General features: G+C 70.4%; 22 protein-coding genes. 11 read left to right on the top strand and 11 right to left on the bottom strand.

The genetic code is table 11. The features are described 5' to 3' along the window. Positions 1-11 precede the first annotated feature (11 nt). From BV453_RS13195 to BV453_RS13180, 4 genes are read left to right on the top strand one after another with little or no spacing between them, the layout of a single operon-like run. A complete protein-coding gene (locus BV453_RS13195; protein WP_085604937.1) occupies positions 12-314 on the top strand; it encodes an SAV_915 family protein in 303 nt (100 codons plus the stop codon). Beyond that, a complete protein-coding gene (locus BV453_RS13190; protein WP_062635420.1) occupies positions 311-607 on the top strand; it encodes a hypothetical protein in 297 nt (98 codons plus the stop codon). The genes BV453_RS13195 and BV453_RS13190 overlap by 4 nt, the downstream gene beginning before the upstream one ends. Next, positions 607-1,818 carry a hypothetical protein gene (locus BV453_RS13185; RefSeq protein ID WP_025104634.1) on the top strand — a complete coding sequence of 404 codons (1,212 nt, stop codon included), beginning with the start codon at positions 607-609 and terminating at the stop codon, positions 1,816-1,818. Before BV453_RS13190 ends, BV453_RS13185 begins: the two co-directional genes overlap by 1 nt. Then, complete coding sequence (locus tag BV453_RS13180; RefSeq protein WP_249521799.1) at positions 1,815-2,576, top strand: hypothetical protein; 762 nt, start codon at positions 1,815-1,817, stop codon at positions 2,574-2,576. Before BV453_RS13185 ends, BV453_RS13180 begins: the two co-directional genes overlap by 4 nt. Before the next feature lie 9 nt (positions 2,577-2,585). On the opposite strand, the gene BV453_RS13175 is transcribed toward BV453_RS13180, so the two are convergent. Both BV453_RS13175 and BV453_RS13170 read right to left on the bottom strand, forming a co-directional pair. Next, the gene (locus BV453_RS13175) at positions 2,586-3,062 is read right to left on the bottom strand and encodes a dehydrogenase (RefSeq protein WP_025104632.1); all 477 of its coding nucleotides are present in this window, start codon (positions 3,060-3,062) and stop codon (positions 2,586-2,588) included. A gap of 53 nt (positions 3,063-3,115) precedes the next feature. After that, positions 3,116-4,105, bottom strand: coding sequence for a malate dehydrogenase (locus tag BV453_RS13170; RefSeq protein WP_249521798.1), 990 nt, complete (start codon positions 4,103-4,105; stop codon positions 3,116-3,118). Between the two features lie 51 nt (positions 4,106-4,156). Between BV453_RS13170 and BV453_RS13165 the strand changes: the two genes are divergently transcribed. Together BV453_RS13165 and pip are read left to right on the top strand one after the other, a co-directional pair. Further along, on the top strand, positions 4,157-5,035 hold the full coding sequence (locus BV453_RS13165; protein WP_249521797.1) for a neutral zinc metallopeptidase: 879 nt from the start codon (positions 4,157-4,159) through the stop codon (positions 5,033-5,035). Between the two features lie 70 nt (positions 5,036-5,105). Further along, complete coding sequence (gene pip, locus BV453_RS13160) at positions 5,106-6,077, top strand: prolyl aminopeptidase (RefSeq protein ID WP_085604949.1); 972 nt, start codon at positions 5,106-5,108, stop codon at positions 6,075-6,077. 10 nt (positions 6,078-6,087) lie between these two features. Here the strand turns inward: pip and BV453_RS13155 are convergent, their stop codons facing one another. From BV453_RS13155 to BV453_RS13135, 5 genes are all read right to left on the bottom strand, one after another. Beyond that, positions 6,088-7,851 (bottom strand): aldehyde dehydrogenase family protein, encoded by a 1,764-nt coding sequence (locus BV453_RS13155; protein ID WP_249521796.1) that lies wholly within the window; start codon positions 7,849-7,851, stop codon positions 6,088-6,090. 67 nt (positions 7,852-7,918) lie between these two features. After that, the gene (locus BV453_RS13150; RefSeq protein ID WP_025104627.1) at positions 7,919-8,182 is read right to left on the bottom strand and encodes a glutaredoxin domain-containing protein; all 264 of its coding nucleotides are present in this window, start codon (positions 8,180-8,182) and stop codon (positions 7,919-7,921) included. A gap of 9 nt (positions 8,183-8,191) precedes the next feature. Next, positions 8,192-9,097 (bottom strand): alpha/beta fold hydrolase, encoded by a 906-nt coding sequence (locus BV453_RS13145; RefSeq protein ID WP_249521795.1) that lies wholly within the window; start codon positions 9,095-9,097, stop codon positions 8,192-8,194. Continuing rightward, positions 9,094-10,071: a cation transporter gene (locus BV453_RS13140; protein WP_249521794.1), complete on the bottom strand. Its 978-nt coding sequence runs from the start codon at positions 10,069-10,071 to the stop codon at positions 9,094-9,096. The genes BV453_RS13145 and BV453_RS13140 overlap by 4 nt, the downstream gene beginning before the upstream one ends. Next, the gene (locus BV453_RS13135) at positions 10,068-10,568 is read right to left on the bottom strand and encodes a hypothetical protein (RefSeq protein WP_249521793.1); all 501 of its coding nucleotides are present in this window, start codon (positions 10,566-10,568) and stop codon (positions 10,068-10,070) included. The genes BV453_RS13140 and BV453_RS13135 overlap by 4 nt, the downstream gene beginning before the upstream one ends. Positions 10,569-10,677: 109 nt before the next feature. Here BV453_RS13135 and BV453_RS13130 point away from each other — a divergent pair, with 109 nt between their 5' ends. Further along, positions 10,678-11,070: an SIP domain-containing protein gene (locus BV453_RS13130; protein ID WP_249521792.1), complete on the top strand. Its 393-nt coding sequence runs from the start codon at positions 10,678-10,680 to the stop codon at positions 11,068-11,070. A gap of 7 nt (positions 11,071-11,077) precedes the next feature. Here the strand turns inward: BV453_RS13130 and BV453_RS13125 are convergent, their stop codons facing one another. Further along, positions 11,078-11,533, bottom strand: a complete 456-nt coding sequence (locus BV453_RS13125; RefSeq protein WP_060922253.1) for an adenylyltransferase/cytidyltransferase family protein — start codon at positions 11,531-11,533, stop codon at positions 11,078-11,080. Between the two features lie 166 nt (positions 11,534-11,699). On the opposite strand from BV453_RS13125, the gene BV453_RS13120 reads away from it, so the two are divergent. Next, positions 11,700-12,881, top strand: a complete 1,182-nt coding sequence (locus BV453_RS13120) for a glycosyltransferase (RefSeq protein ID WP_249521791.1) — start codon at positions 11,700-11,702, stop codon at positions 12,879-12,881. On the opposite strand, the gene BV453_RS13115 is transcribed toward BV453_RS13120, so the two are convergent. Genes BV453_RS13115 through BV453_RS13105 form a run of 3 tightly spaced genes read right to left on the bottom strand, consistent with a single transcriptional unit; the run spans position 12,878 to position 15,798 of the window. Further along, complete coding sequence (locus BV453_RS13115; RefSeq protein ID WP_249521790.1) at positions 12,878-14,164, bottom strand: hypothetical protein; 1,287 nt, start codon at positions 14,162-14,164, stop codon at positions 12,878-12,880. The two genes, BV453_RS13120 and BV453_RS13115, sit on opposite strands and share 4 nt — an antisense overlap. Before the next feature lie 14 nt (positions 14,165-14,178). After that, entirely contained in the window at positions 14,179-14,820 is a 642-nt protein-coding gene (locus tag BV453_RS13110; protein ID WP_249521789.1) for a hypothetical protein, read from the bottom strand. A gap of 51 nt (positions 14,821-14,871) precedes the next feature. Beyond that, entirely contained in the window at positions 14,872-15,798 is a 927-nt protein-coding gene (locus tag BV453_RS13105) for a glycosyltransferase family 2 protein (RefSeq protein WP_025104621.1), read from the bottom strand. 92 nt (positions 15,799-15,890) lie between these two features. Here BV453_RS13105 and BV453_RS13100 point away from each other — a divergent pair, with 92 nt between their 5' ends. From BV453_RS13100 to BV453_RS13090, 3 genes are read left to right on the top strand one after another with little or no spacing between them, the layout of a single operon-like run. Then, entirely contained in the window at positions 15,891-16,634 is a 744-nt protein-coding gene (locus BV453_RS13100) for a CDP-alcohol phosphatidyltransferase family protein (RefSeq protein WP_029989676.1), read from the top strand. Beyond that, positions 16,627-17,685, top strand: a complete 1,059-nt coding sequence (locus BV453_RS13095) for a hypothetical protein (protein ID WP_025104619.1) — start codon at positions 16,627-16,629, stop codon at positions 17,683-17,685. The genes BV453_RS13100 and BV453_RS13095 overlap by 8 nt, the downstream gene beginning before the upstream one ends. After that, a complete protein-coding gene (locus BV453_RS13090) occupies positions 17,682-19,028 on the top strand; it encodes a phenylacetate--CoA ligase family protein (protein ID WP_102208731.1) in 1,347 nt (448 codons plus the stop codon). The genes BV453_RS13095 and BV453_RS13090 overlap by 4 nt, the downstream gene beginning before the upstream one ends. Positions 19,029-19,059 lie beyond the last annotated feature (31 nt).

The following is a 19,059-nucleotide window of genomic DNA, read 5'->3' as shown; positions in this document are numbered from 1 at the left end:
GAGAGACCGAGATGACCTTCGAACCGATGCCGGCCGCAACGCCGATGGTCCCACCCGTGCTGTACCTGCCCCTGAGCGTGACGTCGACGCCCGAGGAGCAGCTCGTCGAGATCCGGGAGCTGAAGGACGGGCGGCGTGCACTGCTCGCCTACACCGCCCTCGACCGGCTGCTGGAGCTCGCCGGCGAGCGGCAGCCCTGGGTGCTGGTGCGCACCGAGGACCTCGGTCAGATCAAGGAGGCGCAGCCCTACGATGTCGTGATCTTCGACCTCGACGTGCCCGCGTCCTACCGCCGGAACGGAGCCATCGCATGAGCCGCATCGCGATGGACCCGGAGGTGATGGCCGTCCATGCGGACATGCACGAGGAGGCGGTCGAGCTCATCGAGACGAAGCTCTCCGGCATTCCGACGGCCGTCGACGGCGGGCTCGCCTCCGATACGGTCGCCGCGATCATGCAGCGGGTGGGGGAGGGCGTCGACGCCCTGTACCGGATCAACGGCACCCTCGGAGAGATCGTCCGCGCCATCGCCGACGACGCGGAGACGAACGAGCAGGACGTGATCGACCAGCTCGACCCGGTCGCGGCCATCGTCGAGGACCTCTGATGACGATCGACACGACCACGTACGGCGACGCCGACCAGGTGCAGGCGGCCGCGGACTGGCTCGACCCCGACCTGAAGGACGCCGCAGACGTCTCCTCCAACGTCACGACCTTCATCCCGACCGGCGTGCGCGGGCACTGGTACGGCGAGTCGGCGGACGACTACGTCACGATCCTCTCGCGCACGACCGACGCCGCGAAGGAGATCAAGGACCTCGCCCGTGACGCCGCCGAGAAGCTCCGGTCGTACGCCGGGCAGCTGCGGCGCATGAAGGAGGACTTCGCGACGCACCGCGACAATGCGCGGGCGGCGGGGCTCCCGGTCAACGGGATGATCATCGGCCGGCCGGTGTCCCTGATCCCGGTGTGCCCCACCTCGCGCGACGACCCCTACTGGGACGAGTGGCAGGAGCACCTCGACCGCATCGAGCTGTACAACGAGATCGCCGCCGACGTCGGCTCCTGGTGGGGCGAGCTCGAGGTGTGGATCAGCGAGAACCTCGACGGCTTCCTCGGGACCATGCCGAGCCAGTCCACGGCGGACAAGATCCTGTCCGGTCTGCGGGAGGCGAGCGGCGAGGTCCCGAAGATCTACCTCGAGGGCCAGGGCCTGGCGTGGGCGGAGACGGCGGCCGAGCTCACCTCCCACGCGGAGGATCTGCGTCTCGGAGCATCGGACTTCGTTCGCGAGCTGCGCTCCGGCAACCCTGCCGTCAAGGCCGCCGCCGAGGCCGCCAACCCCACCGGCATGCGGTGGGCGGCGGACGAGGCCGAGGATCTGGCCCGCGGACTCTCTCGCGCGAGTCGGGCGGTGCCGTTCATCGGCTGGGGCGTCGACGCCTGGAACCTGGGCTCGGCGATGTCGTCGGGCGATGACCCGTCGTCCACCGCGGTGGAGATCATCGGCGGTGCGGCGGGTGGCGCGGCTGCGGCTGCCGGGGTCGCCGCGCTCGCGGCGGCCGGTGTCGTCACGCTCCCGGTCTGGGGCACGGCGGTGGTCGTCGGCGGGGCCGCGGTGGCGGTCGGTGCCGGTGCGGTGTGGGCGTACGAGAACTGGGTGCCGCAGGACGTCCGGGAGTCGATCGACGCCGGCATGGCGGATGCATGGGACGCCACGACGGACTTCGCGGAGGACGCCTGGGAGAACACGACCGACTTCGTGGGCGACGCGGGGCACAACATCGGCAAGGCGTGGAAGGGACTGTTCGGGTGACAGGGCAGCAGCAGTCGACGTCTCCGGAGACGATCTGGGTACCCGGTCATCCGGGGTGGCAGGGGCAGCAGCGGGCGACCACGGCACTCACCGTGTTCGGCGTCGTGTTCGCCATCGTGGTCCTGCTGTTCAGCCTGATCCTGTTCGCCGATCCGGCTCCCGCGATGAAGGCTCTGGGGATCGGTGTGCTCGCGGCCGTCGCCGTGGGCGTCTGGCTGCTGGTGGCCCATGCCCGCGTCTCGCGGGTCCGAGTCGTCCGGCCGGTCGTCGACGGTCCGGCGATCGCGTTCGGCGGGGCCGCGGGGATCGTCTGGCCGCTGCGCGCCCTCGCGCCCGTGGGGGCCCTGCTCCTCGCGGCGTGGGCATGGAGCATCTTCACGGTGCCCGCAGACCGACTGCCGCTCCTCACCCTGCTCCTCCTCCCGGTGGTTGCGCTGATCATGACGATCGCCGGCATCCGGTCGTGGTTCCGGCCTCCCTCCGCCCATCGCCTGACGCTGCGCCCGGACGGCGTGGAGCTTCGAATCCCGCGCAACAACGTGGCCGTGGCATGGGAGGAGGTCGTCGGCGCCGGCCTGGAAGGCAACCGCGTGGTGCTGCGGACGGCGACCGCTCAGCCGTCCTCGTGGGCGGCGGCCGACCTCGCCAGCGACCCTGTACTCCTGGCCGAGCTGGTCACCTTCTACGCGAACCGTCCCGACGTCCGTGCCGAGATCGGCGCGGGCACGCTCGCCCGTCTGCGGTCCGGGGAGTTCTAGCGGCGCCTCTCAGCGGGCGCCGGCGGCGTCGGCGAGATGACGCGCCTCGTGGCCGAGGACCTTCACGATGATCCCGTGGCGCCGGAGCTCGGCGACCGTGCGCGCGCCCTCCTCGGCGTCGAGCCCCAGAGCCCGGATGTTCGCCACCACGACCACGTCTCCGGTCCGGAGCGTCGAGATGAGCCGCGCGAGGCGGTCGTTCCAGCTCTCCAGGATGTCCGGCGCCGGGTGACGGAAGCCCTCGATGGGCACGCCGAAGCGGGTGAGGTCGGCGCGCTGCTCGACGACCGACGGCATGCCCTCGCGGGCGACGACGAGGCCGACCAGGCGGGAGCCGGCGGGACGCGCGGTCCAGAAGTTGCGGTTCTGCTGCAGCTCCGTGAAGCACTTCGGGCACTTCGCTGCGTCGTGCGGGAGGTGGAGCGGGCTCGTCAGCGCATCGTCGAGAGACGGCGTCGTTCCCGCCGGGTCAATCGTGTCGCTCATCCCGCACCTCCGCCCTCTATTCTGCCCTGCCCAGGTGTCCCGCGGCGACCGGATCAGAGCAGTCCGAGGGCTCGGACCGCGTCCCGCTCCTCCACGAGCTCCGCGACCGAGGCGTCGATGCGCGCGCGGGCCCAGTCGTCGATCTCCAGGCCTTCCACGATGTGCCACTCGCCGTCGACGGACTGCACGGGGAACGACGAGACGAGGCCCTCCGGGACACCGTACTCCCCGCGCGAGACGACGGCGGCGGAGGTCCAGTCCTCGGTCCCGCGGACCCAGTCGCGCACATGGTCGATCGTCGCGCTCGCGGCGGAGGCGACGGAGGACGACCCGCGGACCTCGATGATCTCCGCGCCGCGCTTGGCGACCCGGGGGATGAACGTCTGGTCCAGCCACGCCGGGACGTCGCCGACGATCCGCTCCAGGGCATCCTGCACGGGCTTCCCACCGACGGTCGCATGCGACACGTCGGGGAACTGCGTGGCCGAGTGATTGCCCCAGATGGGCACCCGCCGCACCGTGTGCACGGGGGCGCCGAGCGTCTGGGCGAGCTGGGCCCGTGCGCGGTTCTCGTCCAGCCGCGTGAGGGCGGTGAAGCGGTCGGCGGGCACGCCGTCGGCCGCCGCGGAGGCGATCAGGGCGTTCGTGTTGGCGGGGTTGCCCACCACGGTCACGCGGACGCCGGGGGCGGCGTTCGCGGCGATGGCGGCGCCCTGCGGCCCGAAGATGCCGCCGTTCGCGGCCAGGAGGTCGCCGCGCTCCATGCCGGGACCGCGGGGGCGGGCGCCCACGAGCAGGGCGAGGTCGCAGCCGTCGAAGCCGACCGCGGCGTCATCGGTCACCTCCACGTGCTCAAGCAGGTCGAATGCGCCGTCCTGGAGCTCCAGCGCCGCGCCCTCCGCTGCGCCGAGCCCCTGCGGGATCTCCAGCAGCCGCAGCCGCACCTTCTCATCCGGACCGAGCATGTCGCCGGCGGCGATGCGGAAGAGGAGCGCGTAGCCGATCTGTCCGCCCGCGCCGGTGATGGTGATCGTGGTGGCCATGTCACGAGCCTACGTCCGTCGCGGTGTCGGCGCGCGGAGTACCCTCGACGCATGACGTTCAATCCCGACGCCGACCTCTCCCGCAACACCACGCGCCGCCGCGGACGCACGGCGGCGATCGCGGGCGGCTCCGGCGTCGGCGTGCTCGCCCTGCTCGCCCTCATCGCCGGCCCCCTGCTGGGCATCGACCTGAGCGGACTCGTCGGCGGCGCGCCCGGTGGGAGCGAGCCCGCCGGCGGTTCGGCCATCGAGAACTGCGACAGCGGTGCCGACGCGAACGCGAACGTCGACTGCCGGATGGCGGGGGCGCAGCTCGCGCTCGACGCCTTCTGGGAGGACAAAGTGGAGGGGTATCAGGCTCCGCAGCTCATCGTCGTCGACGGAGCCACTTCCACGCAGTGCGGGACCGCCTCCAACGCGGTCGGGCCGTTCTACTGCCCGCCGGAGGAGACCGTCTACATCGACCCCACGTTCTTCCAGCTCATGCAGCAGCAGTTCGGGGCCTCGGCAGGGAACCTCGCGCAGCTCTACATCGTCGGGCACGAGTGGGGTCACCACATCCAGAACCTCCTCGGGGCGATGGAGCGGTACCCGAACAACGGGACGGGTCCCGGCAGCAACGGCGTGCGCATGGAGCTGCAGGCCGACTGCTATGCCGGCGGCTGGCTCGGCCGCGCGACCGAGCAGACCGACGCCGACGGTGATCCGTACCTCGAGAAGCCGACGGAGGCGCAGATCCGGGACGCCCTGAACGCGGCGTCGACCGTCGGGGACGATCACATCCAGGAGCAGTCAGGACAGGTGAACCCGGAGACCTGGACCCACGGCTCCAGCGAGCAGCGTCAGCGCTGGTTCGCGGAGGGGTACCAGAACGGGCTCGATGCGTGCGAGCAGGTGTTCACCCTCCCCGCCGATCAGCTCGACCCGTAGACCCGGCGCTCCCGCCGTTGTCAGATAACGTGGACTCGGCAGGACCGCACGACCGGTTGGGGGACCGAACATGACGAACACCGAGGGGCTCTATCCGCCCATCGAGCCGCACGAGACCGGAGTGCTGCTCGTCGGCGACGGGCATCGCGTGGCCTGGGAGATCAGCGGCAACCCCGAGGGGAAACCCGTCGTGTTCCTCCATGGCGGCCCCGGCAGCGGCACCTCGCCGTGGCAGCGCCAGTTCTTCGACCCCGACGTCTACCGGATCGTCCTTCTCGATCAGCGCGGATGCGGTCGGAGCACGCCGTCCGCCGCGGAGCCGGAGGCCGATCTCCGGCACATCACCACCGCGCACCTCATCGCCGACCTCGAGCTGCTGCGCAAGAATCTCGGCATCGAGACGTGGCAGGTGTTCGGCGGGTCCTGGGGCAGCGCCCTCGCGCTCGCCTACGCCCAGGCCCACCCCGACGTGGTCTCCGAGCTGATTCTGCGCGGGATCTTCACGCTCCGTCGCGCCGAGCTCGAGTGGTTCTACGAGGGCGGGGCGGCGGCGCTGTTCCCCGACCTGTGGGAGGACTTCATCGCGCCGATCCCGGTCCTGGAGCGCTCCCGGATGATCGAGGCGTACCACCGCCGGCTGTTCGACCCGGACCCGGCGGTCCATGAACCGGCGGCCCTCGCATGGGCGGCGTGGGAGGCGGCGACCGTCACGCTGCGCCCCGACCCGGAGCAGATCGCGGCGATGGCCGATCCCCGCCGGGCCGTCGCTTTCGCACGCATCGAGAACCACTTCTTCGTGCACCGCGGCTGGTGGGCCGAGGGGCAGCTGCTCGCGGGGATCGACGCCATCCGGCACATCCCGACCGTGATCGTGCAGGGCCGCCACGACGTGGTCACGCCGATGATGACGGCGTGGGACCTGCACCGTGCCTGGCCGGAAGCCGACTTCCAGGTGATCGATGACGCGGGGCACTCCGCCGCCGAACCCGGCATCCGCGCAGCTCTCCGCGCCGCGACCGATCGGTTCCGCCCCGAGGGCTGACGCGTTCCGCTCAGGCGCGGAGCGCGCGCAGCAGTGTCTTCACGAGGCCGAGGGCGCCGCCGTCCGCACGATGGCGGGTGAGGCCCTCGCTCACGGCGGCACCGGTGCGGGAGGAGGCGAACCACGGCGGCTTGGGGAGGATGGTCATCCGCCCTCCGCCGTTCGCGACGGGGAGCGAGCGCGGGAACGGCCGGAAGGGGCCGCGCAGCACGGAGCGCTCCACCCGATCCAGGAGCAGGGCGTTGTGGACGACGCCGATGCCGCTGCCGACGTCATCGATCGTGCCGCCGGGGAATGCGCCCCAGGTGAGCGTCGGCGTGATGAACCCGAAGGCGGTCCAGCCGTTGATCGCGATCGAGCCGTAGTGCAGCGCGGTGAGTGCGCGCTCGAACCCGCTGCCGAGCGCCTTCTCGGTCGCCGGGTCGATGAGCAGGTTCGCGCCGAGCGTGCCCTGCAGCTTCTCGTTCGCGTGGGCGACCGCGGCGTCGAGGAACTCCTGGCCCGTGCCGGGGAGGCTCACCACGCCGAGGACCGGCGCGAAGTACTCCGTGTTCTCCAGGGCTGAGGGGTCGTCGTCGGCATCGATCTCGACGAGGAGCCGGTCGCCGAGCACGAGGGCGTCCGGGTAGTCGTCCGCGGCGGACTGCATGCGGGAGGGGGCGCCGGGGTACCAGATGGGGCGCTCCGGAGCGGTGGCGTAGGCGCGGCGCAGTTCGGCGCGGAAGTCGTCGGCCTGGTCCCAGTCCGCGGAGAGGATGACGACCTGCCCCGCGATGCAGTTGTGGCCGCTGTTCTGCAGGCGCATGGTCGCGATGTGCTCGGCCTGGTACGCGAGGTCGGCGGCCGTCCACTTCCCCGGCACGACGATGATGGGGGAGACCCCGCCGAGTTCCGCGGTGATGGGCTTCTTCAGCAGCGGGCGGTTCTCGCGACGGCGGCGCTTCGTCGCGGCCGCCCCCTCGCCGGTCGACGGTCCCCAGACGATGGTGTCGAAGGTCGCCGCCGAGCCGGTGATGTGCACGTGGGCGATGCCGGGGTGCTGGGTGAGGTAGGCGCCGGCGGCCGGGCCCCCCCGCACGATCCGCAGCAGGCCCGGCTCGATGAGTGGGGCGAGCGCGCGCTTGTAGACGGGGACCAGCGCATCCTGCGTGGGGTTCACCTTCAGCAGGGCGGTGCGGTTGTGGGCGAGCAGCTCGTACAGCACGTCCAGCACGGGGATGGAGGTCACGTTCCCGGCGCCGAGCACGAGTCCGACGCCCCCGGACACCGTCGGCGTGCGCTGTGCCAGACCGGCGGTCGCGCGGGCGGTGTTCGGCGTGGTCCCCGGTTCGAGCCAGACCTCGCCGGTGAAGCCGGACAGCAGGAACCGGTCGATGCCGGTGAGGGGGAAGGCATGTACGCGCGCACGGCCGCCGGGTGCGCGGTCGACCCGGATGCCGTCGAGCGGATTCGCGCCGTTCGCGATCCGGGTGAGCGTGGCGATCGAGGCGTCGAGTGCTCCGAGGACGCTGTACGGGCCGCTCAGCCACTCCTCGCCGCGGAGCGGATGCCGCGCGTCCAGGCCCTTGGAGGCGGCGGCGATCGTCGCCCAGTCCTCCGCGGTCGCGGCGACGCTCGTGCGGACCTGCCGGAGCAGCGTCGCGCGCTGCGCTACGGTGAGCGCGGTCCACACCGCGGTCCCCGTCTGCAGCTCGGCGACGGCGGCGTCGAGCCGTTCCTTCTCGCCCTCGCCGAGGGCGGGGGTGGCGGGCGCGGTCGTGGGCGCAGAAGTCATCGGCGTCTCCTTCGAACGGGCTTTCAGCATAGGCGTCCGCGCGGAGATCCGCCGAGTGCGAGGACGATCAGATGATCGAGAGCTCGCGCAGCTTCGACTCCACGTCGGCGTTCGACGGCTCGACGTGGTGCGAGGCGTCGGGGTAGACCACGACGGGGATGTTCGTGCGGCCCGAGATGTCCTTCGCGATGTCCGCGGCGGCGGGGTCGGCGACCAGGTCGACATACGTGTACGCGACGCCGAGCTCGTCGAGCTGCTTCTTCGTGCGGATGCAGTCGCGGCACCAGTCGGCGCCGAACATCGTGATGGTGTCGGAGGCGGGGTTGGTCATGCCTCCAGCCTACGGCCGTGGGGGAGGGGTGGCTCCGAAGAAGCCCGCCAGTGCGGCGGCGAGAGGTTCGGGCGCCTCCTCCGCCATGTGGTGCCCGCTGTCGATGCCGTGGCCGCGGACATCGTCGGCCCAGTCCCGCCAGATGCGGAGGGGGTCGCCGGAGAGCTCCTCGAGATCGTCGCGTTCGGACCACAGCACGAGGGTCGGCATCCGGAGCCGACGCCCGGCGGCGCGATCGGCCTCCTCGTGCGCGCGGTCGATCGTGAGGCCGGCACGGTAGTCCTCGAGCATCGCCCGGACGACCGACGGCTGCCGCACCGCCTGCAGGAACTCGGCGTGGTTCGCCGTGCCCATCGTCGCCGGGTCGGCCTTGGGCGCGTACCAGGCCTCCGGGTCCGCGCCGATGACGCGCTCCGGGATGTCCGGCTGGGCGAAGAAGAACCAGTGCCACCAGTGCGCGGCGAAGGTCGCGTCGCAGCGTCGGAGGTGCTCCGAGATCGGCAGGCAGTCCAGCAGGGCGACCTGTTCGACGGTCTCCGGGTGATCGAGGGCGAGTCGGAGCGCGACGTAGCTGCCACGGTCGTGCCCGACCAGGCGGAAGCTCTCATGGCCGAGTCGCTCGGCGACGGTGCGGATGTCGCGGGCGACGGCGCGTTTGGAATGGGCCGCATGATCGGCGGTGGGCGCCGGGCCCCGGGAACGCCCGTATCCGCGCAGGTCGGGGCAGATCACCGTGAAGCCGCGCTCGACGAGCACCGGGGCCACCCGATGCCAGGTCGCCGAGGTGCGGGGGTGACCGTGCAGGAGCACCACGGGCGGTCCCGAGCCCCCGTGACGCACGAGGATGTCGGCTTCGTCGGTCGGGATCCGCGCGGTCGTGAAGCCGGGGAACAGCGCCTCGTCGGCGGCGCTCATCGACCGGGGTCCGCTTCGTCCGGCAGCTTCTCGACCGGGACGACCACCACGTCCTGCACCTTCCAGTCCAGGTCGGCGATGCCCTCGGAAGCGGCCGTCAGGTCGGCCGCGCGGACGCCACGATGATGCGGCACCACGAACGCCTCGATGTGGAACACCTGGCCCTGATCCCGCATGCGCACGGCCGCCTGATCCACCCAGGGGCGGCTGCGCAGGTAGGAGACGACGTCGCGGGCCAGCGGATGCGGCTCCGCGCTGTCGAAGGTGCGGGCCCGCTGGTCCATGAGGTCGACGATCGCCGTCTTCGTATTGCGGAAACCGTCCCAGATGATCCCCAGGGAGATGAAGAGGGCCGCAGCTCCGTCGAGCCACCATATGCCCGCGCCGACACCCAGCACTCCGACGATGGAGGCGACCGTCGTCTGCCAGTCGGCCTTGGCCATGTCGGCGTCGGCGTAGAGCAGCTTGTTGTGCAGGACGGGGGCGAGCTTGGCCTTGGCTGGACCGTAGAAGAACACCGGCCCGACGATCACGACGGCCATGACGGCGACCATCAGCCAGCCGAGCCAGATCGTCTGTCCGAACACCTGCACGGTGCCGATGGTCGGATGCTCCCCGCGGATGAGCCCGGCGACGGCCTCGGCGGCGAGGTTCAGGCCGACCGCGAGGAGCGCGACACCGGCGACGAGGTGGCCGACGCCCATCGCCCGGTGGAGGCCATAGGGGTGCTTCCGGGTGGGGCGTCGCCGCACGAACAGGAGCGCGAGGAGGAAGGCGAACTGCGGGATGAGCGACAGCATGTCCTCGATCCACGCCGTGCGCATCGCCTGGGACTCGCCCACGACGAGCGCGATCACGGTGATCGTGATCGAGGTGTAGACGATCGTGAAGATCTCCCAGCGCACGGCCTTGCGCGTGGCCTGCTGCTGTTCGTCGGGGAGCTCGGTGCGCCCGAATTGCTTCGTCCCGGTCATCGAGCGACCTCCTCGTCGAGAGAGGCCTCGAGGGCCGAGAGGAAGGCGTTCTCGCCGAGGGGCACGAGCATGACGAGCTCCCGATCTCCCGCGCCCTCGATACCCGGATAGCCGCGGGTCACGCCCGCCTTGTCGATCCACGGGGTGTCCGGCGTCAGTCCGCCGGCCACGAGGTCGAGGTCTCCCGTCTCCAGCATGCCCACCAGGCTCTCCTCGGTCGCGACAGTCCAGGCGACGTCCGCGTCGATGCTCGCGGCGAAGTCGTCGACGAGATCCACGACCGGCCCGCGCGGCTCGCCGCGGTCGATCTCGACGAGGCCGGGCTCGGGCGAGGTGCCGACCCGCAGCTCCCCGCCCGTGACCCGGTCCAGGGTGCCGTCCGGGTCCGCGGGGACCGTCATCCCGCACCCGCCGAGGGCTGTGGCCACGAGGAGGCCGGCCAGGGCGCCGATCAGGCGTGGTCCGGCGGAGATCCGTCGATTCCTGTTGCTGCTCACGGGATCAGGCTGGCCCGCGGCGTCGTCGCCCGGCAACGGCGTTGACGAGCGCCGCGGTGGAAAGCTAGTCGCTCTTGAAGGTAAGGGTAGCCTTACCTATAGTGGAGGCATGAGCAGCGCGTGCGAGCATCTCGAGGATCCGGACTGGGAAGCGATGGAAGGAGCGGTGCTCATCGCCGGGGATGCCGCCGACGTCGGAGCCATCGCGCGCGTCGCGTCCCGGCTCCCGTGGGATGCGCACGGCGTCATCCTCATCGAGGCGGCGGCCCGGATCCAGCTCCGGCACGTCGACGTCCCCGCGGGGGTCTCGGTCCGCTGGCTCCTGCGCGCCGAGGGTCCGCGCGCTCATGCCCGCGGCGAGCGCCTTGCGAACGCCGTGTATGCGTGGTGCCTGGAGTGGACGTGCAGCGAGCCCCCGGAGCACTGGACGGTGTGGCTCGGTCCGCACACGCCGCCGCACGTGGCGCGGATGGCGCGCAGCCTCCTCGGCGTCGCGAACTGACCCCGCCTCAGCGGGTCGCGCCGACCGCGGATGCCGTGGCGTTGGCGGTGATCGCATCGAGCGCGCGGCGGAGCGCCGAGCTCGACGTGTGCGCGGTGTACGGGAAGTACACGACCTCGACGCCCACCTCCGCGAACTCGCTCTCCAGCCGGAGGCCCTTCTCGGTGCCGCGCCAGTCGTCGCCCTTGAAGAAGTGGGTGAAGCGCACGTCGCGCCACGAGTCCATCTTCGACGGCGTCGTCTCGACGTAGACGTCGTCGACGAAGGAGATGTGCCGGACGATCTCGGCACGTTCGGCGGTCGGGATGACCGGCTCGATCCCCTTGACCTGACGCAGCATCTCGTCGCTCACGACGCCGGCGATCAGGATGTCGCAGTGCTGTTTGGCGTGTCGCAGCAGATTCAGGTGCCCGACGTGAAAAAGGTCGAAAGCTCCGACGGCATAGCCGATACGCGTCCCCATGATCTCCCCAGATCGATCATTCCCCAGTCGAACGGATCCCCACCCGTTCGGCGCGACTCCCACAGCCGCAGACGACACTCTAGCAGGAACGTGTCCTGCAGCCCATAGGAACCCATGGAACGATGGATGCCGGAGCCGATGGGGCTGCGGAACGACGAAGGGGACCATGTTGGGGGCAGGGGTCACGGTCATCGTGCCGACGTACAACGAGCGCGACAACGTCGCAGAGCTCGTGGAGCGCACGGCCGCGGCCTTGGCGGGACGGGACGCCGAGATCCTCTTCGTCGACGACAGCAGCGATGACACCACGGCCGAGGTGGAGCGCGTCGCGGTCGACGCCCCGATCCCGGTGCGGGTGATCCATCGCTCGGACAACGTCGGAGGCCTCGGCGGAGCGGTCGTCGTCGGCCTGGGCGCCGCGGCGGCCGATGTCTGCATCGTGATGGACGGCGACCTCCAGCATCCCCCCGAGCTGCTGCCGACACTGCTGGACCGCTTCGCGGACGGCGACGCGGACGTGGTCGCGGCCTCCCGCTACGTCGGCGGCGGTGACACGAGCGGCCTGGGAACGGCCGTGCGCTTCGGCGTGTCCCGCGCCGCGACGTGGCTGACCCGCGCGATGTTCCCGCGGCGGCTCGCCCGGAGCACCGACCCGATGACCGGGTTCTTCCTCGTCGACCGGCGTCGCCTGCGGCTGGATGCACTGCAGCCGCAGGGCTTCAAGATCCTCCTGGAGATCCTCGCCCGGACGGATCTGCGGATCGCGGAGATCCCGATGGAGTTCGCCGAGCGTCGACACGGCACCTCGAAGGCGAGCCTGCGCCAGGGTGCCACGTTCATCGCACATCTCGCACGGCTGCGGTTCGGGAAGATGTCGCTGTTCGCGGCGATCGGCGTGCTCGGCGCCATCGCCAACCTCGCGATCATGTGGGCGCTGACGGCGGCGGGCGTCCCCTACGTCTGGGCGGCCATCATCGGCGCCGAGGTCACGATCATCGGCAACTTCCTGCTGCAGGAGCGCTTCGTCTTCGCCGACATGCGCACCGACGCCCGCAGCGCCGGGGTGCGCTTCGCGGCGTCCTTCACGTTCAACAACGTCGAGGCGGCCCTGCGCATCCCGGTGATGGCGCTCATGGTCGAGACCTGGCACATCTCCAGCGTCCTGGCGACCGCGCTGTCTCTCATCGTGGCCTTCTTCGCCCGGTTCCTGTTCCACTCCCTCGTCGTCTACGCGCCCCGTCGGCGGCGTGAGGAGAGGGCGGCGGCGGGCGAGCCGGAGCCGGACACCGCGACGCTGCGGATCATCCGCGCCATCGATGCCGAGGCCATGAAGCCGGGCGAGCTCTAGTCCTCGACCGTCCGCGAGGTGCGGGCGGCGTGGTCGCGGCGCGGCGCAGAGAAGGGCAGACTAGATCTCGGGGCCGGTGCGGTCCCGCGATGGACGGCGACGGCGGCGGGGATCGCGGTCAGCGCGAACAGCAGCGCGAGAGTCCGGGAGGAGGTGAGCAGAGGGCTGAAGAACGTGTCCCACGCTCCGAGCAGAGTGAGCCACACGACGATGCCGGGGGCGGCCTTGAGGGAGACGGCGCGGGCTACGGCGTAGATTGCGCATCCGAGAAGGACGAGCGCGAACGCCGCGCCCAACGGACCGAAGCGCAGCCACAGGTCGCCGAGCACCGAATGCACTTCGTACTGCCCGCCGAACATGTAGCCCTCGACGTACCCGTTGTCCGGATCGTAGTTGAGCTCGCTCATGCCGGTCTTGGCGATCCAGACGTCCTGTGAGGTGGGCAGGGTCCCGCTCCCGAAGCCCAGCGGGCGGGCGGAGATCAAGGCGGTCGCGGCGCCCAACTCTGGCCGCCCGCCGGCGATCAGCGACCCGGAGGTGTCGATCTGGGCCTGCGTGCGCTGCTGCGCGGCGTCGCCGAGGACTCCCTCAAGGATCAGAGCCTGCAGCATGCTGAACGCGGCGAGGCTCAACACGCCCAGGAGCACCAGGGTCTGTGCAGGGCGCGGACGCCTGGTTCCCGCCGGAAGGAAGATCTGCCACAGCACGATCACGGCGGCAAGGAGGAGAAAGGACGTCATCGATCGCGAGTCCGAGAAGAGGCAGACGCCCGCGAGGAGGGCGAGTGCCAGCAGATCCAACGACCGCCGCCGGGAGGTCGACGTGAAGCCCAGGATGACGATGATGACCGGGACAGCGAGGGAGTACTTCCAGAGGTTGGCGGGGTTGCCTCCCGTGAGAGCCACATTCGCCAGTGCTCCCACCCCGAACGCGATGGCCGTGGCGCCGAGGCCGAGCTCGCTCCGCGCCCACAGGAGCACGCCGATGCCTCCCGCGAGGGACAGAAGCGTGAGGGACTGTTCGAGCATGAGGCTCGTCGAGGTCGCCCGCGTGGTCTCGAGGAGGGTGGTCGCCGCTCCCCAGACCGCCGCGCCGGCTGCGAGCGCGAGCAACGGCCGAGCGAAACGGTAGCCGCGCAACGCCGGCCACCAGACCGGCAGCAGGACCACGGCCACGACGACGGAGATGCTGATACCGGGGCCGAACGTGAACCGCACCGCCGACGCTGCGGCTGCGGCCGCGGCGACGATGGAGGTGGTCGTCCACGACGTCACGCTGCGCATACGGAGGTCTCCGATCAGCGGAGGTCGCCGCGGAAGACACCGACCTCCGCGCCGAAGAGGTAGTCGACCGTGAGGGTGACGTCCTCACGGTCCTCCTCCGGAATGGTGAACAGATAGACGCCCTCCGCGGCGTCTCCGGGGGAGAGCATCCCCTCGAACGGCACGCCACCGGGCCGGGTCAGCGTGCCGGCGGGTGCCCGGTCGGCGCCGGAATACGCGTTCACAGCGACGTAGTCGAGGTCGAGCGGTTCGGAGCCGGTGTTGACGATCCTGACAGTGGCGCGCACGGCAGGACCCGAAGTCTCCCCGGCGAGTGCCGCCTCGCCCTGCACGGCTTCCACGCGGGCGAGGAGGATGTCCGCACCCTCCGCGACGATCGTGGCGTTGGGCCCCACCGGCGTGAGCTCGGCGAACGGGAGGCCGCTCTCCGACGGAGCGGGCCGCGGCGTCTCCGTCGGGCGCGGCGCGTCGGTGGACACGATGTCACGGGGCGGGACGGTCGGCGTGCTCGTCGGTTCCGGCTGCCCGGCGGGAGTCAGCATCGGGGGAACGAGGAACGCGGCGGCCACGGCGAGACCGACCACCACGACCAGGATCGTCAGGGGAAGCCAGACGCGTCGGCGTCCCGGTGCGTTGTCCTCGTGCACGTCCTTCATGTGATCCCCACTCCCCGGTGTCCTCGCGGTGCGAGAGACGGTGCTCCGAGTTTAGACTGGCGCCCCTGTCGAGCGGTGCCGGGACAGGAATCGTCTTCCATCCCTGACCCCGCGCCATGCTGCGCGCAGCGGCGGAAGGGGGCGGAGGAACTGTCGCCGGCCGCCCCGGAGCAGCACCTGCCAGGCGTTGCGCGGAGCCGACCGTTCCCATGCCGCGACGTCATCGTCGTCGAGATGCAGCGCCGCGAAGAGCAGGCGGTTCCGGATGTTGTAGTAGTAGTAGAGCTCGGATTTCGCCTCGGCTCGCTGCCCGCGACCGCGATGAGTGCTGCCTTCGTCATGGATGGCCGTCGCGTCGTCGACCACCACCAGCCGCGCACCCGCGCGTGCGGCGCGCACGGAGATGTCGACGTCCTCCCAGTAGAGGAAGTACTCCTCGTGGAAGCCTCCCGTCAGTTCCCACACGGATCGCGGGATGAGCATGCACGCGCCGCTGATCCACGGCAGCCGCCGTGCCGAGGGTTGCTCCCGCCGCCTCCGCGGGCCGCCCATCGCACCGTCGTCCAGATAGACGTCCATCCCGGCGAACCACACGCGACCGTCCGCGTCGACCACGCGGGGAGAGGCGAGGGTCAGGTCGTCCGCCGTGGCATCCAGCAGAGCGGCGACGGAACCGCCGTCGATACGGGCGTCCGGGTTGAGGAGCAGGAGGTCGGTGGCACCGAGCACGTCGAACGCGTGCGCGGCGCCGGCGTTCACCCCGCCGCCGAAGCCAGCGTTCGTCGCCATCGGGACGAGGTCCCAGCCCCGCGCGGCGCAGAGCGCCGACACGGTCTCCCGCTCCGTCGGCGTGGACAGATTGTCGACGACGACGATCCGGGCCTCCGGAACATCGGAGGCCGTGGAGACGAGGTTCGACTCGAGCAGTCGGGCGGCGCCGTAATTGACGACGACCACCGCGAGGACCCGCGCGCTCATCCATGCTCCTCTCTGGCCGCACGCGAAGATCAGCCGGGCGCAGCCTGTGGATATAGTGAAGGCTACATTCGACGTCGCCTGGGGGAGTTGTCGTGTCAGAGATCCGAGCGGCGATGGGACGCCTGCAGCAGGCGCAGAAGTCGTCCAAAGGGGCGGCGGCCTATTCCCGCTACATCAACCGACCACTCGGTCGGCCGATGGCCGCGCTCGCGTACGTGATGGGGATGACCCCCACGCAGGTCACACTGGTCAGCGCGGCGTTCACCCTGACCGGTGTCGCCCTGATCGCCACCTTGCCGCCCGAGATCTGGTCTTCGATCCTCGTATCCGTCCTGCTCGTCCTCGGTTACGCGCTCGACTCCGCCGATGGCCAGCTCGCGCGGCTGACAGGCTCCGGATCGTTGGCGGGAGAGTGGCTCGACCACTTCTTCGATGCGATCAAGCTCGCGACCATCCATCTCGCGGTGCTCGTCTGCTGGTTCCGGTTCTTCGACCTTCCGGACGGCTGGCTGCTCGTCCCGCTGGTGTTCGCGGCTTCGGCCAACGTGTTCTTCTTCGGGATCATCGCCGCCGACTTCCTCCGCCGCGTGCACCGTCTGCGGCACCCTCAAGCGCCCGCTGAGACGCCTCGGGAGGCTTGGCGGTCCGGTGGGTTGTACTCCTTGGCGGTCATCCCGACGGACTACGGCTTCCTCTGCCTGGTGTTCGCGGTGCTGTGGTGGCAGCCGGTCTTCGTCGTCCTCTATACCGCGCTGGCCGTGATCAACGTGCTCATGCTTCTTCTCGCCGCGATGCGTTGGTACCGGTCGATCCGAGGGTTGGCGATCCATGTCTGAGGGCCAGCGTCCGATCCGCGTCATGCAGTCCTTCGGTGCGCCTCGGGTCACCACGAATCCCTACATCACCATGCTGGATGAGGCGCTCACTGCGACGCCAGGCATCGAGCATCTCCGGTTCTCCTGGCGCGAGGCCCTTCTCGGTCGATACGACGTGTTCCACTGGCACTGGCCTGAGGTGAAACTCCACGGGGGATCGGCCGTCTCTTCCGTCGGCAAATACGTCCTGACGGCGCTGCTCTCGTTACGGCATTCCCTGTCACGGCGGATCGCGGTCGTGCGCACGGTGCACAACTTGGAACTGCCGGACGACAACGCCGCCCGGCTGTGGCTGCTGCGACGGATCGACCGCCAGGCCGATCACCGCATCGTGTTGAACGAGACGACTCCGCTCCCTGCCGGAACGGCGCAGTCGCTCATCCTGCACGGCCATTACCGGGATTGGTACCGGCCGCAGCCGCGAGCGGAGCGGATCCGCGGACGAATGGGAACGTTCGGAGGGGTCCGACGGTACAAGGGAGTGTCCGGCTTCGTCGATGCCTACGCCGCTGCCGTCGCCGTCGATCCCGAGATGAGTGTCGTCATCGGCGGGAAGGCGTCGAGCGCGGACCTGGCCGACGATCTGCGCGAGCGTGTGGCGGACCTGCCGCAGGTCACGCTCCGTCTGGAGTTTCTGAGCGACGCCGAGCTGGTCGAGCTCGTCACGGGTTCCGAGCTGGTCGTGCTGGCCTACCGATTCATGCACAACTCTGGGAGCGTGCTCGCAGCGCTGTCGCTCGATCGGCCAGTCCTCGTGCCGCGCAATGCGCCCAATGAGGCGCTCGCCGCCGAGGTGGGGCCGGAGTGGGTGCAGATGTACGACGGCGAGCTGGATGGTGAGCGGCTGCGTGCCGCCCTGGCCGCGGTGCGGCAGATCACCACGGAGAGACCGGACCTGTCTCGGCGCGAGTGGGACGACGCCGGCGCTGCCCACGCACACGCGTACCGTTCGGCGCTTCGAGCTCGGCACTCCCGCGTCCGTCCCCGTGGCCGCACGAAGGAGGAGACATGATGCGAGAAGCGGCTTTCCGTCTCAAGACTGCGGCGGGCGGACGGAGCAGCACGGCCGCTTATCGGGACTTCCTCGTCGTGGATGCTCTGCCTCCGGAGGAGGCCATCGAGCTGAGCGCCCAGAGGTCCGCCGCGCACGCGCGCTTCGCGTTCGAGCACAGCGCGTTCTACCGCGAGCTGTATTCCGCGCACGGCTTCTCCGCCGAGGATCTGCGCGACCCCGCGTCGTTCTCCTCGCTGCCCATCGTCGACAAGACGATGCTCCGCGAGAACTTCGAGAGCATTCGCACGGATGAAGCCGATGCGCGCACCAGCGTCGTCTCGAAGACGGGTGGGAGTACGGGTCTGCCGCTGCACCTGCTGCGAGACCTCCGTTTTCCTGCCCGCGCACTCGAGTGGCGCCTGTTCGACTGGTGGGGGGTGAAACCCTGGGATGACCGGGCGATCGTGACGCGCCACGTGCTCACCGGGGCGGCCCGCCTGCGCCACGACCTCGGGTGGCTCCCCTCGCGACGGGTGCAGCTCGACGCCTTCCAGATCACGGACGATGCGGTGCGAGCGTTCGTGGAGCGCTGGAACCGGGTGGAGCCCCGTTTCCTGATCGGCTATGGCGGCGGCGTCCTGGACACGGTCCGACGGATGCGTCGACTGGGGCTCCGGGTCGTTCCGCCGGCGGCCGTGGCCGTGACGGCTGCTCCGCTGTCCCCTGGTACGAGGGCGGAGATCGAGGACGCCTTCGGCGCGCCGTGCTACGACCACTACCGCTCGGCCGAGATCCCCTGGATGGCGGGTGAGTGCGCCGAGCAGAGCGGACTCCACGTCTTCTCCGACGTGCGACGCATCGAGATCGTCGATGAGGCGGATCGGGTCCTGCCCGAGGGACGGGAAGGAGAGGTCATCGTCTCGGATTTGACGAACCGGGTCTTCCCGATCGTCCGATATCGTCTCGGCGACATCAGCAGCTATCGACCAGGGGTGTGCGCGTGCGGGCGGGGGCTTCCTCGCCTGGGCGCGATCTCGGGCCGCTCCTCCGATGCCGTGCGCCTGCCGGATGGGACCACGATTGCGGGCGCTCTCGGACACATCTTCGACGACGCGCCCCTGTCCATCCGTCAGTTCGAGATCGTCCAGGACTCGGATTACGCGGTGACGCTGAGGTGCATACCCGCGGACGGGCAGGACGTACAGGCCGGCATCGACGGCGCGGAGGCGAAGCTGCGTCATGCGACTAGAGGCCTCGTCCCCGTTCGTGTCGAGCGCGTCGACCACATTCCTCAGGTCGGCGGGAAGATGCGCTTCATCCGTAGTTCGGTCGGCACCGATCTGTCCGGGGATCCGTCGTGAATATCTCGGTTACACAACGATCGTCGTCCGA

The organism is Microbacterium sp. ER1 (genome assembly GCF_023383675.1).
Taxonomy (GTDB): Bacteria; Actinomycetota; Actinomycetes; order Actinomycetales; family Microbacteriaceae; genus Microbacterium.
This window is presented reverse-complemented; position numbering and strand designations above follow the sequence as displayed.

Excerpts from the sequence above, each read along its gene's own strand:
- BV453_RS13095 (WP_025104619.1), top strand. The coding sequence starts at position 16,627 with ATGTCTGAGGGCCAGCGTCCGATCCGCGTCATGCAGTCCTTCGGTGCG.
- BV453_RS13145 (WP_249521795.1), bottom strand. The coding sequence starts at position 9,097 with ATGAGCGCCGCCGACGAGGCGCTGTTCCCCGGCTTCACGACCGCGCGG.
- BV453_RS13105 (WP_025104621.1), bottom strand. The coding sequence starts at position 15,798 with ATGAGCGCGCGGGTCCTCGCGGTGGTCGTCGTCAATTACGGCGCCGCC.
- BV453_RS13185 (WP_025104634.1), top strand. The coding sequence starts at position 607 with ATGACGATCGACACGACCACGTACGGCGACGCCGACCAGGTGCAGGCG.
- BV453_RS13110 (WP_249521789.1), bottom strand. The coding sequence starts at position 14,820 with ATGAAGGACGTGCACGAGGACAACGCACCGGGACGCCGACGCGTCTGG.
- BV453_RS13140 (WP_249521794.1), bottom strand. The coding sequence starts at position 10,071 with ATGACCGGGACGAAGCAATTCGGGCGCACCGAGCTCCCCGACGAACAG.
- BV453_RS13125 (WP_060922253.1), bottom strand. The coding sequence starts at position 11,533 with ATGGGGACGCGTATCGGCTATGCCGTCGGAGCTTTCGACCTTTTTCAC.
- BV453_RS13155 (WP_249521796.1), bottom strand. The coding sequence starts at position 7,851 with ATGACTTCTGCGCCCACGACCGCGCCCGCCACCCCCGCCCTCGGCGAG.
- BV453_RS13115 (WP_249521790.1), bottom strand. The coding sequence starts at position 14,164 with ATGCGCAGCGTGACGTCGTGGACGACCACCTCCATCGTCGCCGCGGCC.
- BV453_RS13090 (WP_102208731.1), top strand. The coding sequence starts at position 17,682 with ATGATGCGAGAAGCGGCTTTCCGTCTCAAGACTGCGGCGGGCGGACGG.
- BV453_RS13120 (WP_249521791.1), top strand. The coding sequence starts at position 11,700 with ATGTTGGGGGCAGGGGTCACGGTCATCGTGCCGACGTACAACGAGCGC.
- BV453_RS13150 (WP_025104627.1), bottom strand. The coding sequence starts at position 8,182 with ATGACCAACCCCGCCTCCGACACCATCACGATGTTCGGCGCCGACTGG.
- BV453_RS13130 (WP_249521792.1), top strand. The coding sequence starts at position 10,678 with ATGAGCAGCGCGTGCGAGCATCTCGAGGATCCGGACTGGGAAGCGATG.
- pip (WP_085604949.1), top strand. The coding sequence starts at position 5,106 with ATGACGAACACCGAGGGGCTCTATCCGCCCATCGAGCCGCACGAGACC.
- BV453_RS13165 (WP_249521797.1), top strand. The coding sequence starts at position 4,157 with ATGACGTTCAATCCCGACGCCGACCTCTCCCGCAACACCACGCGCCGC.
- BV453_RS13170 (WP_249521798.1), bottom strand. The coding sequence starts at position 4,105 with ATGGCCACCACGATCACCATCACCGGCGCGGGCGGACAGATCGGCTAC.
- BV453_RS13195 (WP_085604937.1), top strand. The coding sequence starts at position 12 with ATGACCTTCGAACCGATGCCGGCCGCAACGCCGATGGTCCCACCCGTG.
- BV453_RS13175 (WP_025104632.1), bottom strand. The coding sequence starts at position 3,062 with ATGAGCGACACGATTGACCCGGCGGGAACGACGCCGTCTCTCGACGAT.
- BV453_RS13190 (WP_062635420.1), top strand. The coding sequence starts at position 311 with ATGAGCCGCATCGCGATGGACCCGGAGGTGATGGCCGTCCATGCGGAC.